The 20,577-nt window shown below is 68.6% G+C and carries 16 protein-coding genes, 1 pseudogene and 1 riboswitch; of the genes and pseudogenes, 11 read left to right on the top strand and 6 right to left on the bottom strand.

The genetic code is table 11. The features are described from left to right. Window positions 1–88 precede the first annotated feature (88 nt). Together proP and bcp are read right to left on the bottom strand one after the other, a co-directional pair. Window positions 89–1,585 carry a glycine betaine/L-proline transporter ProP gene (gene proP, locus ACZ516_RS05430; protein WP_469008599.1) on the bottom strand — a complete coding sequence of 499 codons (1,497 nt, stop codon included), beginning with the start codon at window positions 1,583–1,585 and terminating at the stop codon, window positions 89–91. A gap of 131 nt (window positions 1,586–1,716) precedes the next feature. After that, window positions 1,717–2,184: a thioredoxin-dependent thiol peroxidase gene (gene bcp / locus ACZ516_RS05425; protein ID WP_358580114.1), complete on the bottom strand. Its 468-nt coding sequence runs from the start codon at window positions 2,182–2,184 to the stop codon at window positions 1,717–1,719. A 180-nt stretch (window positions 2,185–2,364) separates the two neighbouring features. Here bcp and ACZ516_RS05420 point away from each other — a divergent pair, with 180 nt between their 5' ends. From ACZ516_RS05420 to ACZ516_RS05410, 3 genes are all read left to right on the top strand, one after another. Further along, window positions 2,365–2,685 carry a DUF3618 domain-containing protein gene (locus ACZ516_RS05420; RefSeq protein ID WP_361076183.1) on the top strand — a complete coding sequence of 107 codons (321 nt, stop codon included), beginning with the start codon at window positions 2,365–2,367 and terminating at the stop codon, window positions 2,683–2,685. Between the two features lie 43 nt (window positions 2,686–2,728). Continuing rightward, window positions 2,729–3,073 (top strand): GroES family chaperonin, encoded by a 345-nt coding sequence (locus ACZ516_RS05415; RefSeq protein ID WP_358580110.1) that lies wholly within the window; start codon window positions 2,729–2,731, stop codon window positions 3,071–3,073. A gap of 119 nt (window positions 3,074–3,192) precedes the next feature. Next, a riboswitch (guanidine-III (ykkC-III) riboswitch) is annotated at window positions 3,193–3,259 on the top strand. Between the two features lie 46 nt (window positions 3,260–3,305). Continuing rightward, window positions 3,306–3,626 carry a DMT family transporter gene (locus ACZ516_RS05410; RefSeq protein ID WP_358580108.1) on the top strand — a complete coding sequence of 107 codons (321 nt, stop codon included), beginning with the start codon at window positions 3,306–3,308 and terminating at the stop codon, window positions 3,624–3,626. A 22-nt stretch (window positions 3,627–3,648) separates the two neighbouring features. Here ACZ516_RS05410 and ACZ516_RS05405 read toward each other — a convergent pair whose 3' ends face one another. After that, window positions 3,649–6,042 (bottom strand): transglycosylase domain-containing protein, encoded by a 2,394-nt coding sequence (locus ACZ516_RS05405; RefSeq protein WP_469008596.1) that lies wholly within the window; start codon window positions 6,040–6,042, stop codon window positions 3,649–3,651. 187 nt (window positions 6,043–6,229) lie between these two features. Here ACZ516_RS05405 and ACZ516_RS05400 point away from each other — a divergent pair, with 187 nt between their 5' ends. The 5 genes from ACZ516_RS05400 to ACZ516_RS05380 all read left to right on the top strand — a co-directional run bounded on the left by ACZ516_RS05400 (window position 6,230) and on the right by ACZ516_RS05380 (window position 10,483). Next, on the top strand, window positions 6,230–7,051 hold the full coding sequence (locus ACZ516_RS05400; RefSeq protein WP_469008594.1) for an ABC transporter permease: 822 nt from the start codon (window positions 6,230–6,232) through the stop codon (window positions 7,049–7,051). Next, window positions 7,044–7,886, top strand: coding sequence for an ABC transporter permease (locus ACZ516_RS05395; protein ID WP_469008593.1), 843 nt, complete (start codon window positions 7,044–7,046; stop codon window positions 7,884–7,886). Before ACZ516_RS05400 ends, ACZ516_RS05395 begins: the two co-directional genes overlap by 8 nt. Before the next feature lie 6 nt (window positions 7,887–7,892). Beyond that, window positions 7,893–8,858: an ABC transporter ATP-binding protein gene (locus tag ACZ516_RS05390; RefSeq protein ID WP_469008592.1), complete on the top strand. Its 966-nt coding sequence runs from the start codon at window positions 7,893–7,895 to the stop codon at window positions 8,856–8,858. 30 nt (window positions 8,859–8,888) lie between these two features. Continuing rightward, window positions 8,889–9,575 (top strand): DUF1707 SHOCT-like domain-containing protein, encoded by a 687-nt coding sequence (locus ACZ516_RS05385; RefSeq protein WP_361076168.1) that lies wholly within the window; start codon window positions 8,889–8,891, stop codon window positions 9,573–9,575. Between the two features lie 212 nt (window positions 9,576–9,787). Further along, window positions 9,788–10,483: a L,D-transpeptidase gene (locus ACZ516_RS05380; RefSeq protein WP_358580181.1), complete on the top strand. Its 696-nt coding sequence runs from the start codon at window positions 9,788–9,790 to the stop codon at window positions 10,481–10,483. A gap of 27 nt (window positions 10,484–10,510) precedes the next feature. Here the strand turns inward: ACZ516_RS05380 and ACZ516_RS05375 are convergent, their stop codons facing one another. Further along, window positions 10,511–11,833 carry an SGNH/GDSL hydrolase family protein gene (locus ACZ516_RS05375; RefSeq protein WP_361076165.1) on the bottom strand — a complete coding sequence of 441 codons (1,323 nt, stop codon included), beginning with the start codon at window positions 11,831–11,833 and terminating at the stop codon, window positions 10,511–10,513. 266 nt (window positions 11,834–12,099) lie between these two features. On the opposite strand from ACZ516_RS05375, the gene ACZ516_RS05370 reads away from it, so the two are divergent. The 3 genes from ACZ516_RS05370 to ACZ516_RS05360 all read left to right on the top strand — a co-directional run bounded on the left by ACZ516_RS05370 (window position 12,100) and on the right by ACZ516_RS05360 (window position 16,497). Continuing rightward, window positions 12,100–13,446: a DUF445 domain-containing protein gene (locus ACZ516_RS05370; protein ID WP_469008591.1), complete on the top strand. Its 1,347-nt coding sequence runs from the start codon at window positions 12,100–12,102 to the stop codon at window positions 13,444–13,446. A 482-nt stretch (window positions 13,447–13,928) separates the two neighbouring features. After that, window positions 13,929–15,440: an MFS transporter gene (locus tag ACZ516_RS05365; protein ID WP_361076160.1), complete on the top strand. Its 1,512-nt coding sequence runs from the start codon at window positions 13,929–13,931 to the stop codon at window positions 15,438–15,440. A gap of 37 nt (window positions 15,441–15,477) precedes the next feature. Further along, window positions 15,478–16,497, top strand: a complete 1,020-nt coding sequence (locus tag ACZ516_RS05360) for a GlxA family transcriptional regulator (RefSeq protein ID WP_469008589.1) — start codon at window positions 15,478–15,480, stop codon at window positions 16,495–16,497. Window positions 16,498–16,574: 77 nt separating this feature from the next. On the opposite strand, the gene ACZ516_RS05355 is transcribed toward ACZ516_RS05360, so the two are convergent. Both ACZ516_RS05355 and ACZ516_RS05350 read right to left on the bottom strand, forming a co-directional pair. Next, window positions 16,575–17,633 carry an SRA domain-containing endonuclease gene (locus ACZ516_RS05355; protein ID WP_469008588.1) on the bottom strand — a complete coding sequence of 353 codons (1,059 nt, stop codon included), beginning with the start codon at window positions 17,631–17,633 and terminating at the stop codon, window positions 16,575–16,577. Window positions 17,634–18,360: 727 nt separating this feature from the next. Next, window positions 18,361–20,550 (bottom strand): annotated as a pseudogene (locus ACZ516_RS05350) (DUF3427 domain-containing protein); the annotation flags it as partial. Between the last annotated feature and the right edge of the window lie 27 nt (window positions 20,551–20,577).

Below are 20,577 nucleotides of genomic sequence, written 5' to 3'. Positions count from 1 at the left end.
GTTAATCGGACCGTCACGCCCGATATGCGGAACGGCCCGTCCCACTTGTGCGTGTGGGGCGGGCCGTGGTGCGGTGCGGGGGAGGGGGTCAGAAGCGGGGGGCCGTGGTCCGGGCCTCGACCAGTTCCGCCGCCTCCTCCTTCGTCTCCACCGACGGCGGGGAGCCGGAGAGCGGCTTCTGCGCGGTCTCCTTCATGCAGGCCACGGCGATGACGCCCACGACCGCCGCCGCCATGGAGTAGTACGCCGGGACCATGTCCGTCCCCGTGACGCCGATCAGGGAGGTGATCACCAGGGGCGCCGTGCCGCCGAAGAGGGAGGCGGAGATGTTGTAGCCGACGGAGAGGGAGCCGTAGCGGACCGAGGTGGGGAAGAGGGCCGGGAGCGTCGCCGACATCGTGCCGAGGAGGCAGACCAGGGAGAGGCCGAGCAGCAGCATGCCGGCGGAGACCGCGAGCAGGCTGCCCTGCTTGATCAGGAGGAAGGACGGCAGGGACAGGAAGAGGAAGCCCAGCATGCCCGCCATCAGCAGCGGCTTGCGGCCGAAGCGGTCGGAGAGCCGGCCCACCCGGCTGATGACCAGCATCAGGACGATCATCGTGCCGATGAGGATCAGCAGCCCGTGCGAGTCGTCGTAGCCGAGTTCGTCGGAGAGGTAGGTCGGCATGTACGACAGCAGCATGTAGTCGGTGATGTTGTACGCGCCGACGAGCGCGACGCACAGGATCAGCGTCGGCCAGTACTGGCGGAAGATCTTCGCGAGGTCGCCCTTGGCGGTGCTCTCCACGGTCGAGGCGCCTTCGGGCGCCGCGTGGGAGGTGGCGTCCTCCATCTTCTGGAACGCCGGCGTCTCGTCCAGCTTGAGCCGCAGGTAGAGGCCGACGAGGCCGAGCGGGCCCGCGACGAGGAACGGCAGGCGCCAGCCCCAGGAGTCCATGGTGTCCGCGCCGAGGGCGGTGTTGAGTATGAGGACGAGACCGGCCGCGCCCGTGTACCCGGCGAGGGTGCCGAGCTCCAGGAAGCTGCCGAAGTAGCCGCGCCGCTTGTCGGGGGCGTACTCGGCGATGAAGGTGGAGGCGCCGCCGTACTCGCCGCCCGTGGAGAAGCCCTGGACCAGGCGGAAGAAGATCAGCAGGACGGGGGCCCAGAAGCCGATGGTGGCGTAGGACGGGATCAGGCCGATGGCGAGCGTGCCGACCGCCATCATGATCATCGTCAGGGCGAGGACCTTCTTGCGGCCGATCTTGTCGCCCATGGGCCCGAAGACCATGCCTCCGATGGGGCGCACGAGGAAGGACACCGCGAAGGTCGCGAAGGAGGAGACCAGCTGGACCGTGTCGTTCCCGGACGGGAAGAAGACGTGGCCGATGGTGACGGCCAGGTAGCTGTAGATGCCGAAGTCGAACCACTCCATGGCGTTGCCGAGCGAGGCGGCCTTCACCGCGCGCTTGACCGCCGCCTCGTCGGTGACCGTGATGTCGGTGCGGCGCAGCGGCGGGTTCTTGCGCCGTCTGACGGCGCGGAACAGCGTGCGGTGGCGTTTGACCGCCTCGGCATCGGCCTCGGTCACTTCGTGGGCCGCCATGGAGTGGTTCCTTTCGTTCTGCCTTGGGACGCTCCCCCCGGGCTCACCTGCTCGGGACATCACCGGCGCAAACGAAAGCCCCCGGCGAGGGGGGCTTTGTCACAGCTGCGGGCGCCCGGGGCGCCGGGCGGTCAGACGCCGAGGTCCCGGATGATCTTGGCGACGTGGCCGGTCGCCTTGACGTTGTAGAAGGCGTGCTCGACCTTGCCCTGTTCGTCGACGACGACGGTGGAGCGGATGACGCCGGTCACCGTCTTGCCGTACAGCTTCTTCTCGCCGAAGGCGCCGTAGGCCTCCAGGGTCTCCTTGGACGGGTCGCCGACCAGGGTGACCTTGAGGTTCTCCTGCTCGCGGAACTTGGCGAGCTTCTCCGGCTTGTCGGGCGACACGCCGATGACGTCGTAGCCGGCGGCGGCCAGGGCGTCGAGGTTGTCGGTGAAGTCGCAGGCCTGCTTGGTGCAGCCGGGGGTCAGGGCGGCCGGGTAGAAGTAGACGATGACCTTGCGGCCCTTGTGGTCGGCCAGCGAGACGTCCTTGCCGTCGGCGTCGGGCAGGGTGAACGCGGGGGCGGTGTCGCCGGGCTGCAGTCGCTCGCTCATCTTCGGTCTCCTCGCGGGGTGGCTCGCACAAAAGGTGCTTCGCGCGAAGCGTGTTTCGCGCGAAAGGTGTGGTGACGGAGTCGAGCGTAATAGGGGTGCCGTGGGGTGCGGCGCGCGTGAAGCTGACAGACTGTGGTCACAGTTACGTCCACACAATCGATACGACCTGGAGGCAGCGCGGTGTCGGATGCCAGGACCCCTGCGCAGATCGAGGCGGACATCAAGCGCCGGCGCGACCAGCTTGCCGAGACGCTCGACGAGATCGGGGTGCGCGTCCACCCCAAGACGATCGTCGGCGATGCGAAGGCGAAGGTCGTCTCCGGCGTGGACCACTCGCTGGGACGGGCGTACGTCGGGGCGAACCGATTCGTCTCGGACGTGAAGGGCCGTTTCGTCGGGGTGGACGGTTCGCCCCGTATCGAGCGGATCGTCCCGGTGGCGCTGGTCGCCGTGGGCGTCATCGGGCTGCTCGTGGTCGGCTCGCGGCGGCGCGAGCGCTGACCCTCGGGGCCGCGCGGGCGCCGGGGCAGGTAGGTTCGGTGGTGTGAGCGAGAAGACCCACCACGACGACAAGCTGCCCATCCGGATGCTGCACGACCGTGTGCTCGTGCGGCAGGACACCGGCGAGGGCGAGCGCCGCTCCGGCGGCGGCATCCTGATCCCCGCGACGGCGGCCGTGGGCCGGCGGCTCGCCTGGGCCGAGGTGGTCGCCGTCGGGCAGAACGTGCGGACGGTGGGGCCGGGCGACCGGGTTCTGTACGACCCGGAGGACCGCGCCGAGGTCGAGGTGCGGGGCGTGGCGTACATCCTGATGCGCGAGCGCGATCTGCACGCCGTGGCCGCCGACCGTTTCGAGGGCACCGAGGACACGACGGGCCTGTACCTGTAGGCGGGCCCGCACCTCGGGCCCGCACCGGCCCTGGCGGGCCTGTACCTGTAGGCGTCCCCGCGCCCGGCCCCGGCGGGCCCGCACGCGCCCCCGCCCGCACGGCGTCCCCGCCGGGACCCTGTTTGCTACCGTGGAACGACCCCGACGAGACGCGCCGTACCGGGTTCTCCGCAAAGACGACGCACCCCACCGGACAACGCGCTGAGCGTTTCTCACCGTCGGAGGTGCCGTCATGGCCTGGGTTCTGTTGATCGTCGCCGGTCTGCTCGAAGTGGGCTGGTCGATCGGGATGAAGTTCACCGAGGGGTTCACGCGGCTGTGGCCCAGCCTGTTCACGGGCGCCGGCATCGTCGCGAGCATGGTGCTGCTGTCCTACGCCGCCAAGTCGCTGCCCATCGGTACGGCGTACGGCGTGTGGGTGGGCATCGGCGCGGCCGGTGCGGCGGTGCTCGGCATGGTGGTGCTGGGTGAGCCGGTCACCGCCGCGCGGATCTTCTTCGTCTGTCTGCTGCTGGTGGCCGTGGTCGGCCTGAAGGCGACCTCGGGCCACTGACTCCCGGCCGGCCGGGCGGCCGTCAGCCCTCCGTCAGGCCGCCGATCGCGCCGTCCGTGACGCCCCCGTCGTCGGTGGCGCCCCCGCTGTCGGTGCCGCCGCCCGTGGGTCCGCCCTGGTCGCCGCCGCCGCCGTCGACCGCCCCGCCGTCGGCCGTGCCGCCGTCCGAGCCGGTGCCGCCGTCGCTCTGGTCACCCGTCTGGCCGCCCGTCTGCCCGCCGGGATCCTGGCCGCCGTCGGTGGTGGCGCCGCCGGTGTCCTGCCCGCCGGTGAGGGTGCCCCCGTCGGTGGGTCCGCCGTCGGTCGTGCCGCCGCCGGTGTCCGGCCCGCCGGTGGTGGCGCCGCCGGTCGCCGGGTCCTGGGTGCCGCCGGTGGCCGGGTCGGGCGGCACGGGCAGGTCCGCGCCCTGCTCCAGCTCCAGGTCGAAGTCCTTGACCGGCTTGCCCTCCAGGGCGTCCTTGGTGAACTGCGCCCAGATACGGGCCGGGTAGGCGCCGCCGTTGATGCGGGACTCGCCGAGCGCGCCGTAGAGCGGGGTGTGCGCGCCGGTCTCGGGGTTCTGGCCCATGACGGCGACCACCGTCGCGAGGTCGGGGGTGTAGCCGGCGAACCAGGCCGCGGTGTCGTTCTCCGCGGTGCCGGTCTTGCCCGCGGCGGGGCGGCCGGCGCCCTGGGCCGCCGTTCCGGTGCCGCCCTGGACGACGCTCTGCAGGATGGAGGTGGTGGTGTCGGCGGCCTCGCGGGTCACGGCGCGCTCGGTCCTCTGCTCCGGCAGCTCCACCTCCTCGCCGTTCCTGGTGATCTTCTCGACGAGCGTGTACGTGCCGTGCTCGCCGTGGTTGGCGAGGGTCGCGTAGGCCTCGGCCATGTCGAGGACGCTCGCGGTGGAGGGGCCGAGCGCGATGGAGGGGGAGGCGGTCAGGTCGGGGGTGGACGCCGGGACGCCGAGGGCGACCGCGGTGTCCTTGACCTTGTCCGAGCCGACGTCGACGGCCATCTGGGCGTACACCGAGTTCACGGACTTGTCGGTGGCCTCGCGGACGGTGGTGTCGCCGTAGGAGACCTGGTCCTCGTTCTCGGGGGCGTACGTCCCGCCGCTCCAGCCCTGCACGGGGCGCTTGTTGGTGCCGTCGTAGACGGTGTTGGGGGTGATGGGGCGGCCGTCCTGGGTGACGGAGCCGTTCTCGACCGCCGAGGTGAACACGAACGGCTTGAAGGTGGAGCCGACCTGGTAGTCGCGGCGGGTGGCGTTGTTGACGTACTGCTTGGTGTAGTCGATGCCGCCGTACATCGCGACGACCTTGCCGGTGGCCGGGTCGATGGAGGCGCCGCCCGCGCGGACGTTGCGGTCCGCCTTGCGGGCGTCCTTGTCGACCTTGGACATCACCTGGTCGTCGACGGCCTTCTTGAAGGCGTCCTGGCGGTCCTTCTGCAGGGTCGTGGTGATGCGGTAGCCGCCCTTGGCGAGCGTCTCCTCGTCGATGATCTTGTTGGTGGCGAGGTAGTCCTCGACGGCCTTGACGACATAGCCGCGCTGCCCGGACAGGCCGGCCGCGCCCTTGGCCTCGTCGGGCATCGGGAACTTGGCCTCCGCCCGCTTCGACTCGGCGAGCCAGCCCTCCTTCACCATGCCGTCCAGGACGTAGTTCCAGCGGCCGGCGGCGCGCTGCTTGTTCTCGGGGTGGGTGGCGACGTCGTAGGCGTTGGGGGAGTTGAGCAGGGTCGCGAGGTAGGCGCCCTCGGCGGTGCTCAGCTCCTTGACGTTCTTGCCGTAGTAGGCCTGGGCGGCGGCCTGGACGCCGTACGCGTTGCGGCCGAAGTAGCTGGTGTTCAGGTAGCCGGAGAGGATCTCGTCCTTGCTGACCTCGCGGTCCAGCTTGATGGAGATGAAGAACTCCTTCACCTTGCGCGAGACCGTCTGCTCCTGGCCCAGGTAGTAGTTCTTCACGTACTGCTGGGTGATCGTGGAGCCGGACTGCTTGCCCTTGCCGGTGACGGTGTTCCAGGCCGCGCGGATCATCGCCTTGGGGTCGACCGCGGACTCGCCGTAGAAGTCGCGGTCCTCGGCGGCGAGCACGGCGCGCTGGACGTGCAGCGGGATCTGCTTGAGCGGCACCTTCTCGCGGTTCACCTCGCCGTCGCGGGCGATCTCGGTGCCGTCGGCGTACAGGTAGACGTTGCTCTGCTTGGTCGCCGCGGCGTTCGCCGAGGGGATGTCGACCAGCGTGTAGCCCGTCATGAAGGCGCCCACGCCGAGCAGGATCAGCAGCAGGAGGCCGCCGAGGACCATGCGCCAGGTCGGGAAGATCCGCCGCCAGCCCTTGCGCTTGGGACGCCTCGGCTTCTTGGCCTTGCCGGTGCCGGCGGGCTCGCCACCCGCCCCGGCGGCGTCCTGCTGCTGCGGCTCGTCGCTCATGTCTCGCGGAACTCCTGATCAGCGTCATACATCCGATAAGCCTCGTAAGGCCCCATTGCACACCTTCGCCGCACGCGTCGGGCGCCAGGCACGCGCCGCGGGGCGAAAATGCCTGGCGCGAGCGCTCCCGACCACACTACGATCCTGCGCTTCGGTCCGATCAGGGGCGAGGCCCACGGTGAGAGGGATGCGTGTGCGTACAGGACGGTTCCGTTTGTACGCGGCCGTCGCCCTGGGAGGCTTCCGCCGCTACGCCACGTATCGGATCGCGACGGCGGCAGGGGTGTTCACCAACACCGTCTTCGGGCTGATCCTCGCCTACACCTACGTCGCGCTCTGGGACGAGCGGCCCGGGCTCGGCGGCTACGACCAGGCGCAGGCCGTCACGTTCGTCTGGCTCGGGCAGGCGCTGCTCACCGTCATGGCGCTGATGGGCGGCGGCGTCGAGGGCGAGCTGATCGAGCGGATCCGCACCGGGGACATCGCCGTCGACCTGTACCGGCCGGCGGACCTCCAGGCGTGGTGGCTGGCGAGCGACCTGGGCCGGGCGCTGTTCCAGCTGCTCGGGCGCGGCGTCGTGCCGATGATGATCGGCGCGCTCGTCTTCGACCTGGCGCTGCCGGCCGACCCGCTGCGCTGGCTCGCGTTCCTCCTGGCGGTGGTGCTGGGCGCGCTGGTCAGCTTCGCGCTGCGCTTCCTGGTGGCGCTCTCCGCCTTCTGGCTGATGGACGGGGCGGGCAGCTCGCAGGTGGCGATGCTGGCGGGCACCTTCTTCTCCGGGATGCTGCTGCCGCTGAACGTCTTTCCCGGCGCCCTCGGCGAGCTGGCCCGCGCGCTGCCCTGGTCGGCGCTGCTCCAGGTGCCCGCCGACGTGTTCCTCGGCCGGTCCGCGGGCCTCGGCCTGCTGCGCACGTACGCCTTCCAGCTCGGCTGGGCCGCGGTGCTGCTGACGGCCGGCCGGCTGCTCCAGGCGGCGGCGACGCGCCGGGTGGTGGTCCAGGGTGGCTGAGCCGGGCGGAGTGCGAGGGCGGTGGGCGCAGGCGCGCTCGGGGCTGCGCGCCTACCGGCTGATCTCCGCCATGTGGATCCGTTCCCTCATGGCCTACCGCCTGTCCTTCGCCATGACGGCGCTCGGCAACTTCGCGGTGACCGGGTTCGACTTCGCGGCGATTGTGCTGATGTTCTCCCGGGTGGACCGGCTCGGCGGCTACTCGCTCGCCGAGATCGCCCTCCTGTACGGCACCTCGTGCACCGCGTTCGGGCTCGCCGACCTGTCCCTCGGGTCCATGGACCGCCTGGGCAGGCGGGTGCGCGACGGCACGCTCGACACGCTCCTCGTGCGGCCCGCGCCGGTCCTCGCGCAGGTCGCCGCCGACCGGTTCGGGCTGCACCGGCTCGGGCGGCTGACGCAGAGCACGATCATCCTCACGTACGCGCTGGTGGTCCTGGGCCTCGACTGGACCCCGGTGAAGGTGGTGCTGGTGCCGGTGACGCTGCTCAGCGGGGCGGGGATCTTCGGGGCCGTGTTCATGGCGGGCGCGGCCTTCCAGTTCATGGCGCGGGACGCGGCGGAGGTGCAGAACGCCTTCACCTACGGCGGTACGACGCTGCTGCAGTACCCGCCGTCGGTCTTCGCCAAGGACCTGGTGCGCGGCGTCACCTTCATCCTGCCGCTCGCCTTCGTGAACTGGCTGCCCGCCCTGTACATCCTGGACCGGCCCTACCCGCTCGACCTGCCCGGGTGGACGGCCTTCACGCCGCCGCTGGTGGCCGTCGCCTGCCTCGCCCTCGCCGGACTCGCCTGGCGCACCGGCCTTCGTTCGTACCGCAGCACTGGGAGCTGAACTTCCGTGGAACCGGACCTCATTGAGCTGGACGGCGTCGAGAAGGTCTTCGACGTGTCCAAGAAGACGGGCTTCCTGCGGCGCGAGCGGCGCGAGGTGCGGGCCGTCGACGGGATCTCCTTCACCGTGCCGCGCGGCGAGATGGTCGGCTACATCGGGCCGAACGGCGCGGGCAAGTCGACGACGATCAAGATGCTGACGGGCATCCTCACGCCGAGCGCGGGCCGGCTGCGGGTCGCCGGCATCGACCCCTCCCGGGAGCGGACCCGCCTCGCGCACCGCATCGGTGTCGTCTTCGGCCAGCGCACCACGCTCTGGTGGGACCTGCCGCTGATCGACTCCTACCGCCTGATGCACCGCATGTACCGCATCCCCGACGCCCGTTACCGGGAGAACCTCGACCGGTGCGTCGAACTCCTGGAGCTGGCCGCCCTGTTGGACGTGCCCGTACGTCAGCTCTCCCTCGGGCAGCGGATGCGCGGCGACATCGCGGCGGCACTCCTGCACGACCCCGAGGTGCTCTACCTCGACGAGCCGACGATCGGCCTGGACGTCATCAGCAAGGCGAAGGTGCGGGGCTTTCTGCGTGACCTGAACACGCGGTCGGGTACGACGGTGCTGCTCACCACGCACGACCTGACCGACATCGAGCAACTGTGCGGACGCGTCATGGTCATCGACCACGGGCGCCTGATGTACGACGGTCCGCTCGCCGGCCTGCACGAGGTGGGGGAGAGCGAGCGCACCCTCGTCGTGGACCTGGAGCGCGAACTGCCGCCCGTCGAAGTCGAGTCGGCGCGCGTGGTGAAGGTCGAGGGCCCGCGCCAGTGGCTCGCCTTCCCCGCCGCCCGGTCGGCTGCTCCGCTCGTCGCTCAGATCGCGGCGCGCTATCCGCTGGCCGATCTGTCCGTGCGGGAGCCGGACATCGAGACGGTCATCGCCAGGATGTACGCGGACAGGAGGACCTCGTAGGGTGCCCCGTGCGTCTCGTAGGCTGCCCCCATGAGTGAAGAACTCCCCGATCTGCGGGCCTCCGACGCCGACCGCGAGCGGGTCGCCGAACTGCTGCGGGACGCGATGGCCGAGGGCCGCCTCGACATGGCGGAATTCGAGGAGCGCCTCGACGCGGCGTACCGGGCCCGTACGTACGGCGAGTTGGCGCCGCTCACCCGCGACCTGCCGGCGCACGGCGCCCGGGTGTCCATGGTGAAGCGGCCCGGGGGCGAGGACGCGGCCGCCGTCGACTGGGCGGCGCGGATGGTGGCGGGCCCGCCCACCTCGACCGGCGGCTTCGCCTTCTGGAGCGGCTTCGGCCGCAGGGGTGGCTGGACGGTCGGGCGGCGCTTCACCGCGTTCGCCATGTGGGGCGGCGGTGAGATCGACCTGCGCGAGGCCCGCTTCGCCGAGCGCGACGTGGAGATCCGCTGCTTCACGATCATGGGCGGGATCCAGGTCACCGTGCCGCCGGAGCTGAACGTCGTGGTCAAGGGCATCGGCGTCATGGGCGGCTTCGACGACCGGGCGACCGGCGTGGGCACCCCGGGCTCGCCCCGCGTGGTGGTCACGGGCTTCGCCCTGATGGGCGGCGTCGGCGTCGAACGCAAGCTGCGCAAGACCGAGAAGCTGCGGCTGAAGGAGCAGCGGCACCGCGAGGAGCTGGAGGGCGAGCAGCGCGGGCGGCGCGACTGAGCGCGGTCGTGCGCGGGGGTGGGCGGTTGCGCGCGGCGGCGGGCGGTCGCGCGCCGGGGGCGTGGCGGCAAATCGTCCCCTGTTACACACCTGTGCCCATTCGTCCTGCAACGAACCGGGGGTTCGCGCTGTCTAGCAGGTGGAATCCATCAGTGGACGCATGACACACGACGAATGACGATCGCCGGACGGCGGACGAGGGGCAGGAAACAGTGGGGGACATACGCAGACGAGGGGCCGTGGCCCTGGGGATCACCATGCTGGTGGCCCCGCTCACGGTGGCGGCCGGGACCGGCAGCGCGCAGGCCGCGTCCTGCTCCACGCAGACCGGGCCGTACCAGAAGCAGGTCGAGAAGTTCCTCGGCCGCCCGGTGGACGGCAAGCAGTCGGCGGCCGACTGCAAGGCCATCAAGGCGTTCCAGACGAAGCATCAGATCAGCCCGAACGCCGGGTACGCGGGCAGCGTCACCTGGGGTGTCATGGACCTCATGAACAAGCAGAAGGCGGTGGGCGACAACCCCAACAAGGCGGGCAAGTGCCCGACCGACAAGGGGCGCATCGCCTGCGTCGACCTCACGCTCCAGATCAGCTGGATCCAGGACGGCAAGAACCTCAAGTACGGCCCGGTCCCGGTGCGCACCGGCCGCAACGGCCACGAGACCCGCACGGGCCTGAAGAAGGTCTACTGGCGCGACATCGACCACGTCTCCAGCCTGTACCACGTGCCGATGCCCTACAGCCAGTTCTTCGACGGCGGCCAGGCCTTCCACTCGGTGGGCATCAGCGTCTGGGCGCCGCCGGGTTCCCACGGCTGCGTCAACATGACGAAGAAGGACGCCGTGAAGTACTGGGACACGCTGCGCAAGGGCGACGAGGTCTTCGTCTACGGCCGCAAGCCGGGCACCTGATCCCGCCCGTGGGCGGGCGGCGGCCCGTCAGAGCTGGGCCGCCGCCGACCCTTTCAAGGACGACAGGTCGAACGACTCCGCCATCTCGCGGTACCCCGCGTCCGAGGGGTGCAGATGGTCCCCGGAGTCGTACCGCGCCCGCAGCCTGCGCGGGTCGTAGGGGTCCCGCAGCGCCCGGTCGAAGTCGACGGTCTCGTCGAAGACCGTCCCGGAGCGGATCCGCTCGTTGACGGACTGGCGCACGGCCTCCAGGGCGGGCTCGTAGCCGCGGTGGCCGCCGAAGGGCATCAGCGTGGCGCCGACGACCCGCAGGCCGTGGGCGTGCGCCTGGCGGGTCAGCTCGCGCAGGCCATCGACGATGCGGTCCGGATCGTTCTGGTGCGGGTTGCGCAGGATGTCGTTGACGCCGAGGGCGATCACGACGGCCTTGACGCCGGTGCGGCCCAGGACGTCCCGGTCGAAGCGGGAGAGCCCGCTGGGGTTGACGGCGGGCCTGCCCTGCCCGTCGGACAGGACGCGGTTGCCGCTGATGCCCTGGTTGACGACGCCGTAGCGGGGCGCGTCCGGCTCGGCGCGCAGCCGGTCGGCGAGGACGTCGGGCCAGCGGCGGTTGGCGCCCGTCGTGGACGTGATGCCGTCGGTGATCGAGTCGCCGAAGACGACGACGGTGCCGTCGGTCTCGTTGCTCAGCACGTCCACCGCGGTGAGGTAGCGCCAGAACGGGCTCTGCTCGGTGTAGGCGTCGCCCGCCGTGTCCTCGGTCCGGTCGCCCTCGGCGACGAAGCTGATCTGGCGTGCGTGCGGGTGGTAGGTGACCGGCCCGGAGGGGGTCGGCGAGTACGTCGTGACGAGCAGGTCGCTGTCGTGCGGGACCCGCAGCCGGGCGGCGTCGCTCATCACCTGGGCGCCCGGCGGGATGACCACCGAGGTGTTGCCGTCGAAGCTGAGGCGGCGCAGCGTGCCGGGCGCGGCGGCCGGGTCGTTCGACGCGGACGCCACCGCGATGGAGGCGTGCGTGATGCTCAGCGGCGTGGTTCCGTAGAGGTTCGACAGGGTGATGCGGGCGCTGTCGCCGCCGACGCTGGTGTGCACGACGTTGCGCAGGGAGCGGCCGGCGAAGCCCTTGCGCTCCGTGCCCGGTTCGAACCCCGCGGGGGAGGCGGACCAGGAGCCGACCCAGGTGCCGGAGGAGGCGGGGGCGGCGGAGTTGCGGGGGCCGCGCGAGCCGGCCCCGAAGGTGTCCCGCGAGCCGTCGTCGGTACCGGCGACGCCGACGTATATGGCGGCGGAGACCACCACGATGACCGCGATGACCGCGGCGAGAAGGGCATAACCGTGACGCTTGGTCATGCGGGTTGTTTCTCCTCGGGCAGGGGGAGCCCCGAGGCTCCGGTGTGATCACCCCATGATGCGGCATGGGCCGTGAGGCGGCCGACACTGCCCCCCTCCGCTCCTTCAGACGCCGGGAACTTGTCGTTCGTTCCGGGAGTAGGGGAGAAGGGACGGAGAACACATGACGCGGGAACCATGACCATGAGGACCAGCACGAGCACGAGAACAAGTACGAGAACAAGTACGAGTAGGCGAGTACGAGGCGGACGGGTCGGGTGAAGTGAGTGCGCAGCACAGACGCGGAGAAGAGGCCCGAGCCCGGCAAGGGGCCCGGGGCCGACGCGGGGCGCGAGGCGGCGGCCCCCGGCGGCTTCACGTACAGCCCCGCCGACGAGGAGAAGCGGCGCGGCGTGCGCCGTATGAAGGCCACGGCGACGGGACTGCTCGTCCTCGTCGCGCTCGTGTACGTACTGGCCAAGTGGGCGGCGGCCGCCGGCGCGGGCGCCTGGACGGGCTATGTGGCGGCGGCCGCCGAGGCCGGCATGGTCGGCGCCCTCGCCGACTGGTTCGCCGTGACCGCGCTCTTCCGGCACCCGCTCGGCCTGCCCATCCCGCACACGGCGATCATCCCGAACAAGAAGGACCAGCTCGGCGTCTCCCTCGGCGAGTTCGTGGGGGAGAACTTCCTCTCCGCCGACGTCGTGCGGGAGCGCCTGCGCGCGGTGGGCATCGGCGCCCGCCTCGGCACCTGGTTGGCCCAGCCCGTGCACGCGGACCGCGTGACGGCGGAGCTGGCCACGGCGCTGCGCGGTGCGCTGACCGTGCTGCGCGACTCCGACGTGCAGGCGGTGGTGGGCGAGGCCATCACGCGCCGCGCCGACGCCCGGGAGATCGCGCCCGGCCTCGGCAAGACGCTGGAGAAGATCGTCGCCGACGGCGGCCACCACCGGGTCGTCGACCTGGTCTGCGTACGCGCCCACGACTGGCTGGTCGAGCACGGCGACTCGGTGATGGACGCGGTGCAGGGCGGTGCCCCCGGCTGGACGCCCCGGTTCGTCGACAAGCGGGTCGGCGAGCGGGTCTACAAGGAGCTGCTGCGCTTCGTCACCGAGATGCGGGACATGCCCGGGCACCCGGCGCGCGGCGCCGTGGACCGCTTCCTCGCCGACTTCGCCGCCGACCTCCAGTCGGACTCCGACACCCGTGAGCGCGTGGAGCGCCTCAAGCGGGAGGTCCTCGGCCGCGGCGAGGTGCAGGACCTCATCGCGTCCGCCTGGTCGGCCGTACGGTCCATGATCGTGGCCGCCGCCGAGGACGAGCGCAGCGAGCTGCGGCTGCGCGTACGGGCCTCGCTGCTGTCGCTCGGGGCGCGGATGGCGCGGGACGGCCGGCTCCAGCGGAAGGTGGACGGCTGGGTGGAGGGCGCGGCGGTGTACGTCGTCACGACGTACCGCGACGAGATCACCTCGCTCATCACCGACACCGTGGCCGGCTGGGACGCGGAGCACACCTCGAAGAAGATCGAGGCGCACATCGGGCGGGACCTCCAGTTCATCCGAATCAACGGCACGGTGGTCGGCTCCCTGGCGGGGCTCGCGATCTACGCGGTGTCGCGGGTGTTCGGGGCGTAGGGCGCGGCGCGGCCCGGCATTTTATGGCGGAGGCTGGGCCCCGGGTTCCGGGTGCCGGGATCTTCCGGCGGGGGGCTGGGGTCCGGGGCCCGGGGGCCGGGCTCGGGGCGCCGGGATCTTCCGGCGGGCTTTCGGGCCCGGGCTCCGGGCGCCCGGGATCTTCCGGCGGGTCCGGCGCGCGTGAGGGGGCGATTGCCGGGCACTCTGGAGTAGCTCACTCGGAGCTGAGTGAGCCGTCGTCCGCGCGGTGCGAGCGGCCGTGCGAGCACGCGGTGCCAGTCGCCGCGGTGCGAGCAGCGGTACGCGAGTGGCTGCGGAAGAAGCGGCGCGGGTCCGTCCGTGCGAACGCGCGGTGCGGGACCGCCCGTGGGCCACGCGGTGCGGAACCGGCCGCGTAAGCAGCGACACGCGAGTGACCGCGCAGGCAGCGGTACGCGCGCAGCGGTGCGGCGACGTGGGAACAGCGGAAGGAGCCGCCCGCCATGACCGCGTCGTCCCTGCCAGCCGCGTCGCCGCCCCCGGGCCCCGGCCCGGAGCCCGGGGCCACCGTCACCACGGCCGTACCCGCCCGTCTCGACCGCCTGCCCTGGTCCCGCTGGCACTGGATGATCGTCATCGGCCTCGGCACGGTCTGGATCCTGGACGGCCTGGAGGTCACCACCGTCGGCAACATCGCCGGCCGCCTCTCCGAGGAGGGCAGCGGCCTGGCCATCAGCTCCGCGCAGGTCACCGGCGTAGCGGCGGCCCTGTACGTGGCGGGCGCCTGCGCCGGGGCGCTGTTCTTCGGCTGGCTCACCGACAAGTTCGGCCGCAAGAAGCTGTTCATGGTGACCCTCGTGGTCTACCTCGGGGCCACCGCCCTCACCGCGCTCTCCTTCGACGCCTGGTGGTTCTTCCTCTTCCGGTTCCTGACCGGCTTCGGCATCGGCGGCGAGTACGCGGCCATCAACTCCGCGATCGACGAGCTGATCCCCTCCAAGTACCGGGGCCGCGTCGACCTCATCATCAACGGCAGCTACTGGCTGGGCGCGATCGGCGGCTCCCTGCTCTCCGTCGTCATGCTCAACACCGGCATCTTCCCCAAGGACCTCGGCTGGCGGCTGACCTTCGCCCTCGGCGTGATCCTCGGCCTCGTGATCCTCCTCGTACGCCGCCACGTACCGGAGAGCCCGCGCTGGCAGTTCATCCACGGCCGCGGCGAGGAGGCGGAGACGCTGGTCTCGTCGGTGGAGCGGGAGATCGAGGAGGAGAAGGGCGCACCGCTGCCGCGCCCCGACCGCGAGATCACCATCCATCAGCGCAAGAGCATCGGCTTCGGCCTGATCGCGAAGACGGTCTTCCGCGACTACCCCAAGCGGGCCACGCTCGGCCTGTCCCTCTTCGTGGGCCAGGCGTTCCTGTACAACGCGATCACCTTCGGTTTCGGCGCGATCCTGACCAAGTTCTTCGACGTCCCCTCGGGCCGCACGGGCTACTACTTCGCCGTCATCGCGGCGGGCAACTTCCTCGGCCCGCTCTTCCTCGGCAAGCTCTTCGACACGGTCGGCCGCCGGATCATGATCTCCTCGACGTACATCGTCTCCGGCGTCCTGCTGTTCGGCACGGCCTGGCTCTTCGACCGGGGCTCGCTGAGCGCGATGACGCTGACGGCCTGCTGGTGCGTGGTGCTGTTCTTCGCCTCGGCGGGTGCGAGCAGCGCGTATCTGACGGTCTCCGAGATCTTCCCCATGGAGACCCGCGCCATGGCCATCGCCTTCTTCTACGCGATCGGCACGGCGGCCGGCGGCATCAGCGGCCCCCTGATCTTCGCCGAGCTGACCGAGTCGGGCGTGGTGGGCGACACGGTCCTGGCCTTCCAGATCGGCGCGGGCCTGATGTGCGCGGCGGGTCTGGTGGCGGCGGTGTTCGCGGTCAAGGCGGAGGGGCGTTCGCTGGAGGACATCGCGGAGCCGCTGTCGGCGGTGCAGGCGAAGGAGGGCGGAGCGCCGGCGTGACGGGCGCCGTGCGGCGGCGGATGACCGGATCCGAGCGATGCCGAGGCGGGTGAGGGACGTAAAGCAGAAGGCGACGGCGACGGCGGCGACGCCGAGGTCCGTGGTGGCGGTCCTGGTCAGGGACGGCGTACTGCCGATGGAACTGGGCCTGGTCCACCAACTCCTCGGCACGGCGCGCGGACCGTCCGGGGACCTTCTCTACGAGATCCGCACCTGCGCCCCGCACCCCGGCAGGGTCCGCACGGATGCCGACTTCCCGATCTACGCGGAGCACGGCCTGGAGACGGTGGCGGCGGCGGACACGGTGATCGTGCCGGCGTCGCACGAGAGCGACGAGGACCTGGCGCCGGGCGGCCTGTCATCGGAGGTGGCGTCGGCGCTCGGCCTTCGGGAGGGGCGCAGGGTGGCGTCGATCTGCACGGGGGCGTTCGTGCTGGCGGCGGCGGGCCTGCTGGACGGCCGCAGGGCGACGACGCACTGGATGTCGTCGCCGCTCCTCGCGCGGAGGTTCCCGGCGGTGACGGTGGACGCGGATGTCCTGTACGTGGACGAGGGGGAGGTGCTCACCTCGGCGGGGGAGGCGGCGGGGATCGACCTGTGCCTGCACCTGATCCGCCGGGACCACGGGGCGGCGGTCGCGGCGGAGGTGGCCCGCCGCACGGTCGTCCCGCCCCACAGGGAGGGTGGCCAGTCCCAGTACATCCACCGCCCGCTGCCGGAACCGGGCCTGACGTCGACGGCCCGGGCGCGGGCCTGGGCCCTGGACCACCTGGCGGACCCGCTGACGCTGGCGGACCTGGCGGCGGTGGAGTCGATGAGCGTACGCACGTTCAGCCGCCGCTTCCGCGAGGAGACGGGCCTGACCCCGCTCCAGTGGCTGACGCAACGCCGGGTGGACAGGGCCCGCGAACTCCTGGAGTCCACGGACCACACGATCGACCGCATAGCCACGGAATCGGGCTTCGGCACGGCGACGTCCCTGAGACAACACTTCGGCACGACGGTAGGGGTGACCCCCGGCTCATACCGAGCGACGTTCCGGGGCGGGGGGCGGTAGGGGGCGGCGCCTTGCGACCCATACCGGCCGGATGGGCCTACCAAGGTTACGCCGGCACGTTCAGCCGCAGTCGACAGTTAGGCACTGAGTGCCGGGCATCTCACGCAGGGAGAGAGCGAACCGCCGTCCGAGCCAGAATTCCGTCGGTCACCTTGGAACTCCGAGAATCCTCCGGCGTCATTGCGGTAGATGACCCCGACACCATGTTCTTCCAGCAGCTCACGAATGTCGGCATCCGGCAACTCAGGCGCCAGTACCATCAGTCGAAGCGGTTCACTGTGCTCTATGGAGCGCAGGTACCTGCTGATGTCCAACAACTGGGCCAATGCATTTCTAATGGCTTCACGTGATGTACTGCCGGCCGGCTCGTAGAGAGTGTTGTCACTCTCATCGTAGAGGTCAGAGAGCAGTGTGGCAGTCTTGTTAGCGATCTCTACCTGTAGTTGACCGACTGAGTGACCCGCTTCGCTCAGTTCGTTCTCGTAGCTCTCGCTCAACTCGTCACGCCGCTGGGCCATTACCTCTTCAAGTGTGGCGTTGCGTCGTGCATTTCGCTGTCTACGCTGCGCTCTGGCCAGACGTCTTCCTTCTCGCCCACGAAAGAAGATGGGCCGTGTCTCTCTTGCTGGCGGAAGCGTATGTGCATCAGATCGGAACACCTGGCCAGTTGGGCGCAGATGGAAAACGATGACGCTTCGGTTTTCTCCGTTCTCGTCGAGAGCCGGTTGCAAGTGATAAGGAGTGCGCTCATCGACCTTGAAGGTTCCTATGTAGCGATGAGTGCGCGTCCCAGACCCAGGGACCTTGCCCTCCGCGATGAACAAGTGGAGAGTGCGTCCGCGTTCAGCATGGTCGAGCACCGCAGAGTTGCCCTTGCCGTAGAGACCGCCAAAGGTTTGGGTTCCTCTAGCTCCGGCCCCGGTGTAGGTGTAGATGGGACCTAGATCGTCCTCCTCAGCTAGCCATCCATCCCGATACCCGTAAGAGGCACCGGCGTTGACGTCGGAGAAGAGGACAACGGTCTTCTTGGATTCGGACGGGCAGATCCCACCTTGGGGACTTCCCCCCAACTCCTGACGGATCTCCGCACGTGTGCGGACATCTCCGGGCATGAGCGTGGGCGCGGATGTCGTCATGGCGTAGAGGCTAGACCGTGAGGCCGCGAGAGTGGCACGCAGGTCAAGTGAGGATCATGCCGAACGGTTTGGTGGTCGAGCCTGCACAAGAGACGATGGCGGCATGGATCAGGGGATAGCTGCGGTACTCGCTGGAGCTTTCGGTCTCGTCGGAGCGATCGCCGGCGCCTTCGCCGGTGGCATCTGGGCTGTTCGGGGCGCAAGGATCGGTGGGTCAAAGGCAGTTGAGGCAGCACGCTTGCAGGTGGAAGGCCAGGCTGTCGCCGAACATCTCCAATGGGTCCGTGGGCAGAGGCAACAGGCATATGGGCAGCTGCTTGCTGCCCAGTCGGCTGTTGAGGACACCCTGGCGCGAGCTGCACCGGGGATACGAGCGGGCGGCAGGCTCTCTGATGAAGCCAGAGAAGAGCTGGTCGTGAGGAGCATGACGATGCAGTCATGCGCAAGGCAACTGGCGCTATGGGGACCCGAGGAGGTGATCCGCTTAGCGCATGAGCTTACGGTCAGCACGATTGCGGCGGCGCAGGCTCTGCGGCTGGCGCAGGGTGAAGGAGCCCGACCCCGGTCGCGGACTCAGGGGTGGGACCACTGGGAGAGTGCCAACCGCGGGATGACGCATGCACACTCTGCGTTCGTAGAGCGGGCAGGCGCCATCATTCGCGACCCAAACCAGCCAGTTATCTAGGAAAAGAGACCGGCCTGTTAGGAGTAACGTGCGACTGAGGCCTCAAAGCGATGTACTCGCCGAGTAAGTCCATACATCGGCTGGCATCTCCTGCTCAAGCTCCCAGACGATCGCCATAGGCTTGCTCCCACTGTGGGAAACGTAACGGGCTGGACCCAGGAACATCCATGGCTCAGCGCCACCGATATCTGTGGTCTTATACCGACGAACGAACAGCAGAATGTGCCTGCCTCGTTGTACATGTTCGCGATACCGACGTCCGGTGGCAGAGTTCTCATCTGTAGTGCTCTGTGACTCCCAGTGGAACTGGGTAGGACTCACCGCGTAGTCCCTGTATCGCACTGTAGGTGAGAAGTCCTTCTCGTCCTTTTCCAGCGTGATGAGAAGGGCATCAGAGTTGATCTCTTTAGCGTCCACTACGCCTTGGGCGAAAGATCCAGGCATTTGGCCACCCAGTCGAGCCACACCAAGCGCTGCAAGAATTTCTGAGCGGTTATAAGAACTATGAATCTTCAGAGGGAGTTGGCTATGAACTCCTCCTAGAGGAATCGGAAAGTGGTCCGCGGTAGCCAGGCAGTGATCGAGCACTTGGCCGATCTCTTCACGTACAGCCTGCTGTGTACGGAGATAGGTTAGTCCATCCTGGTAGGTAGAGAAATTTCCTCCTTTATCCCACAAGTTGAAAAAAAGCATGCGAGCGTAACTCTGCTCCAAGGGAGGAAGGGAATCGTATGTCGGAGAACTGTCCGACAAGATTTGCTTGTACGCGTCGATGCGCTCGCGATCGTCGACATGAAGGAACGACGGGAGACGCTTGAGCAGCTCGGTTTCTCCCTTAGGTTCGCCAGCAGAAATTAGGTTGGAGCGCCGCAGCAGCTTGGTCCACGAGTTACCGTTGCCTCCGCGATAGATTTCCTTGATCTCCCGTCCGCTCTCCTCTAGATAGGTAGATAGGTGCGTCTCGGCGTAAGTAGCTACCTCACGGGCTAGCGTGGTGACGTTAACGTTGAGCTGCTCTTTAATGTTCTGGATGATGGACTGCTTTGCCTTTGGCTCCAAGACGATTTGGCAGCCGGAAGGAAGCAGAGGGAAATCATGGACTATATTGTCTATGAGGCGTTTCCTGGTGAGATTAGTCAGGGCGCGAAACTGATTTTCGAAGCGAAACTCTTTACGGTGTTGTCCGATGAAGTCAATAACGGTAAGAGTATCTTTTGTCTCTGTGCGTCTCAATCCACGGCCAAGTTGCTGGAGAAAGACCGTAGCGCTCGCCGTCGGGCGGAGGAGAAGCACCGTATCGACCTCCGGGATGTCGAGTCCCTCGTTGAAAAGGTCAACGGAGAAGACGACGCGGATCTCGCCGGCTCTGAGTTCGTTGAGTACTCGCTCGCGCTCATCGCGGTGAGACTCGCCAGAGAGTGCGACAGCTTTGATCCCTGCCTTACGAAAATGCTGGGCCATGAAATGCGCATGGGCGACTGAGACGCAGAAGCCCAGAGCGCGCATTTTGCTGGGGGAGGGAACCTTATCTCGCACTGCCTTTACGACAAGCCGGGCCCGTGCGTCATTTCCTGTGAAGACGCCGCTGAGCGAAGCCATGTCGTAGGCTCCACGCTTCCACTCCACTGCGCTCAAGTCGGTACTATCACTGATTCCGTAATAGCGGAATGGGCAGAGGAGGGAGTTTTCCAGCGCCTCCCAAAGTCGCATCTCTGCTGCGATATTTCCGTCGAAGAACTCGTCCTGGATATTTTTGCCATCCATGCGCTCGGGGGTGGCAGTAAGGCCGAGAAGCTCTTCTGGGGTGAAGTGGTCGATGATTCTCCGGTAGGTAGGAGATGTTCCGTGGTGGAATTCATCGATGACAATAATATCAAAGTGATCGGATGAGAGTTGCTCGAGGGCCCGTGAGTTGATTGACTGAACGCTCGCAAAGACGTGTGCCCAGTTCTTCGGAATCTCTCCACTGTAAAGGAGCTCGCCAAAGTCTGCTTCGCCGAGCACTTTGCGATAAGTTTCCAAAGATTGATCCAAGATCTCCTTTCTGTGTGCAATGAAGAGCAGTCGCAGGTCACGACCCGCCTTCTGGCGTAGCTGCTTGTAATCAAGCGCTGCCATCACGGTCTTGCCGGTACCCGTTGCGGCGACAAGGAGATTGTGGTGCCGACCTCGGACTGAACGCTCTACTTCCAGGCGTTCCAACATGTCCTTTTGGTGCGGATAGGCCCTCATTGCTTGGTTAGTGCGGATGGTGCTGTC

Source organism: Streptomyces sp. NPDC034037 (assembly GCF_055575715.1).
Note: the sequence above shows the minus strand (reverse complement) of the source record. Positions and strands in the feature narration are given on the sequence as shown.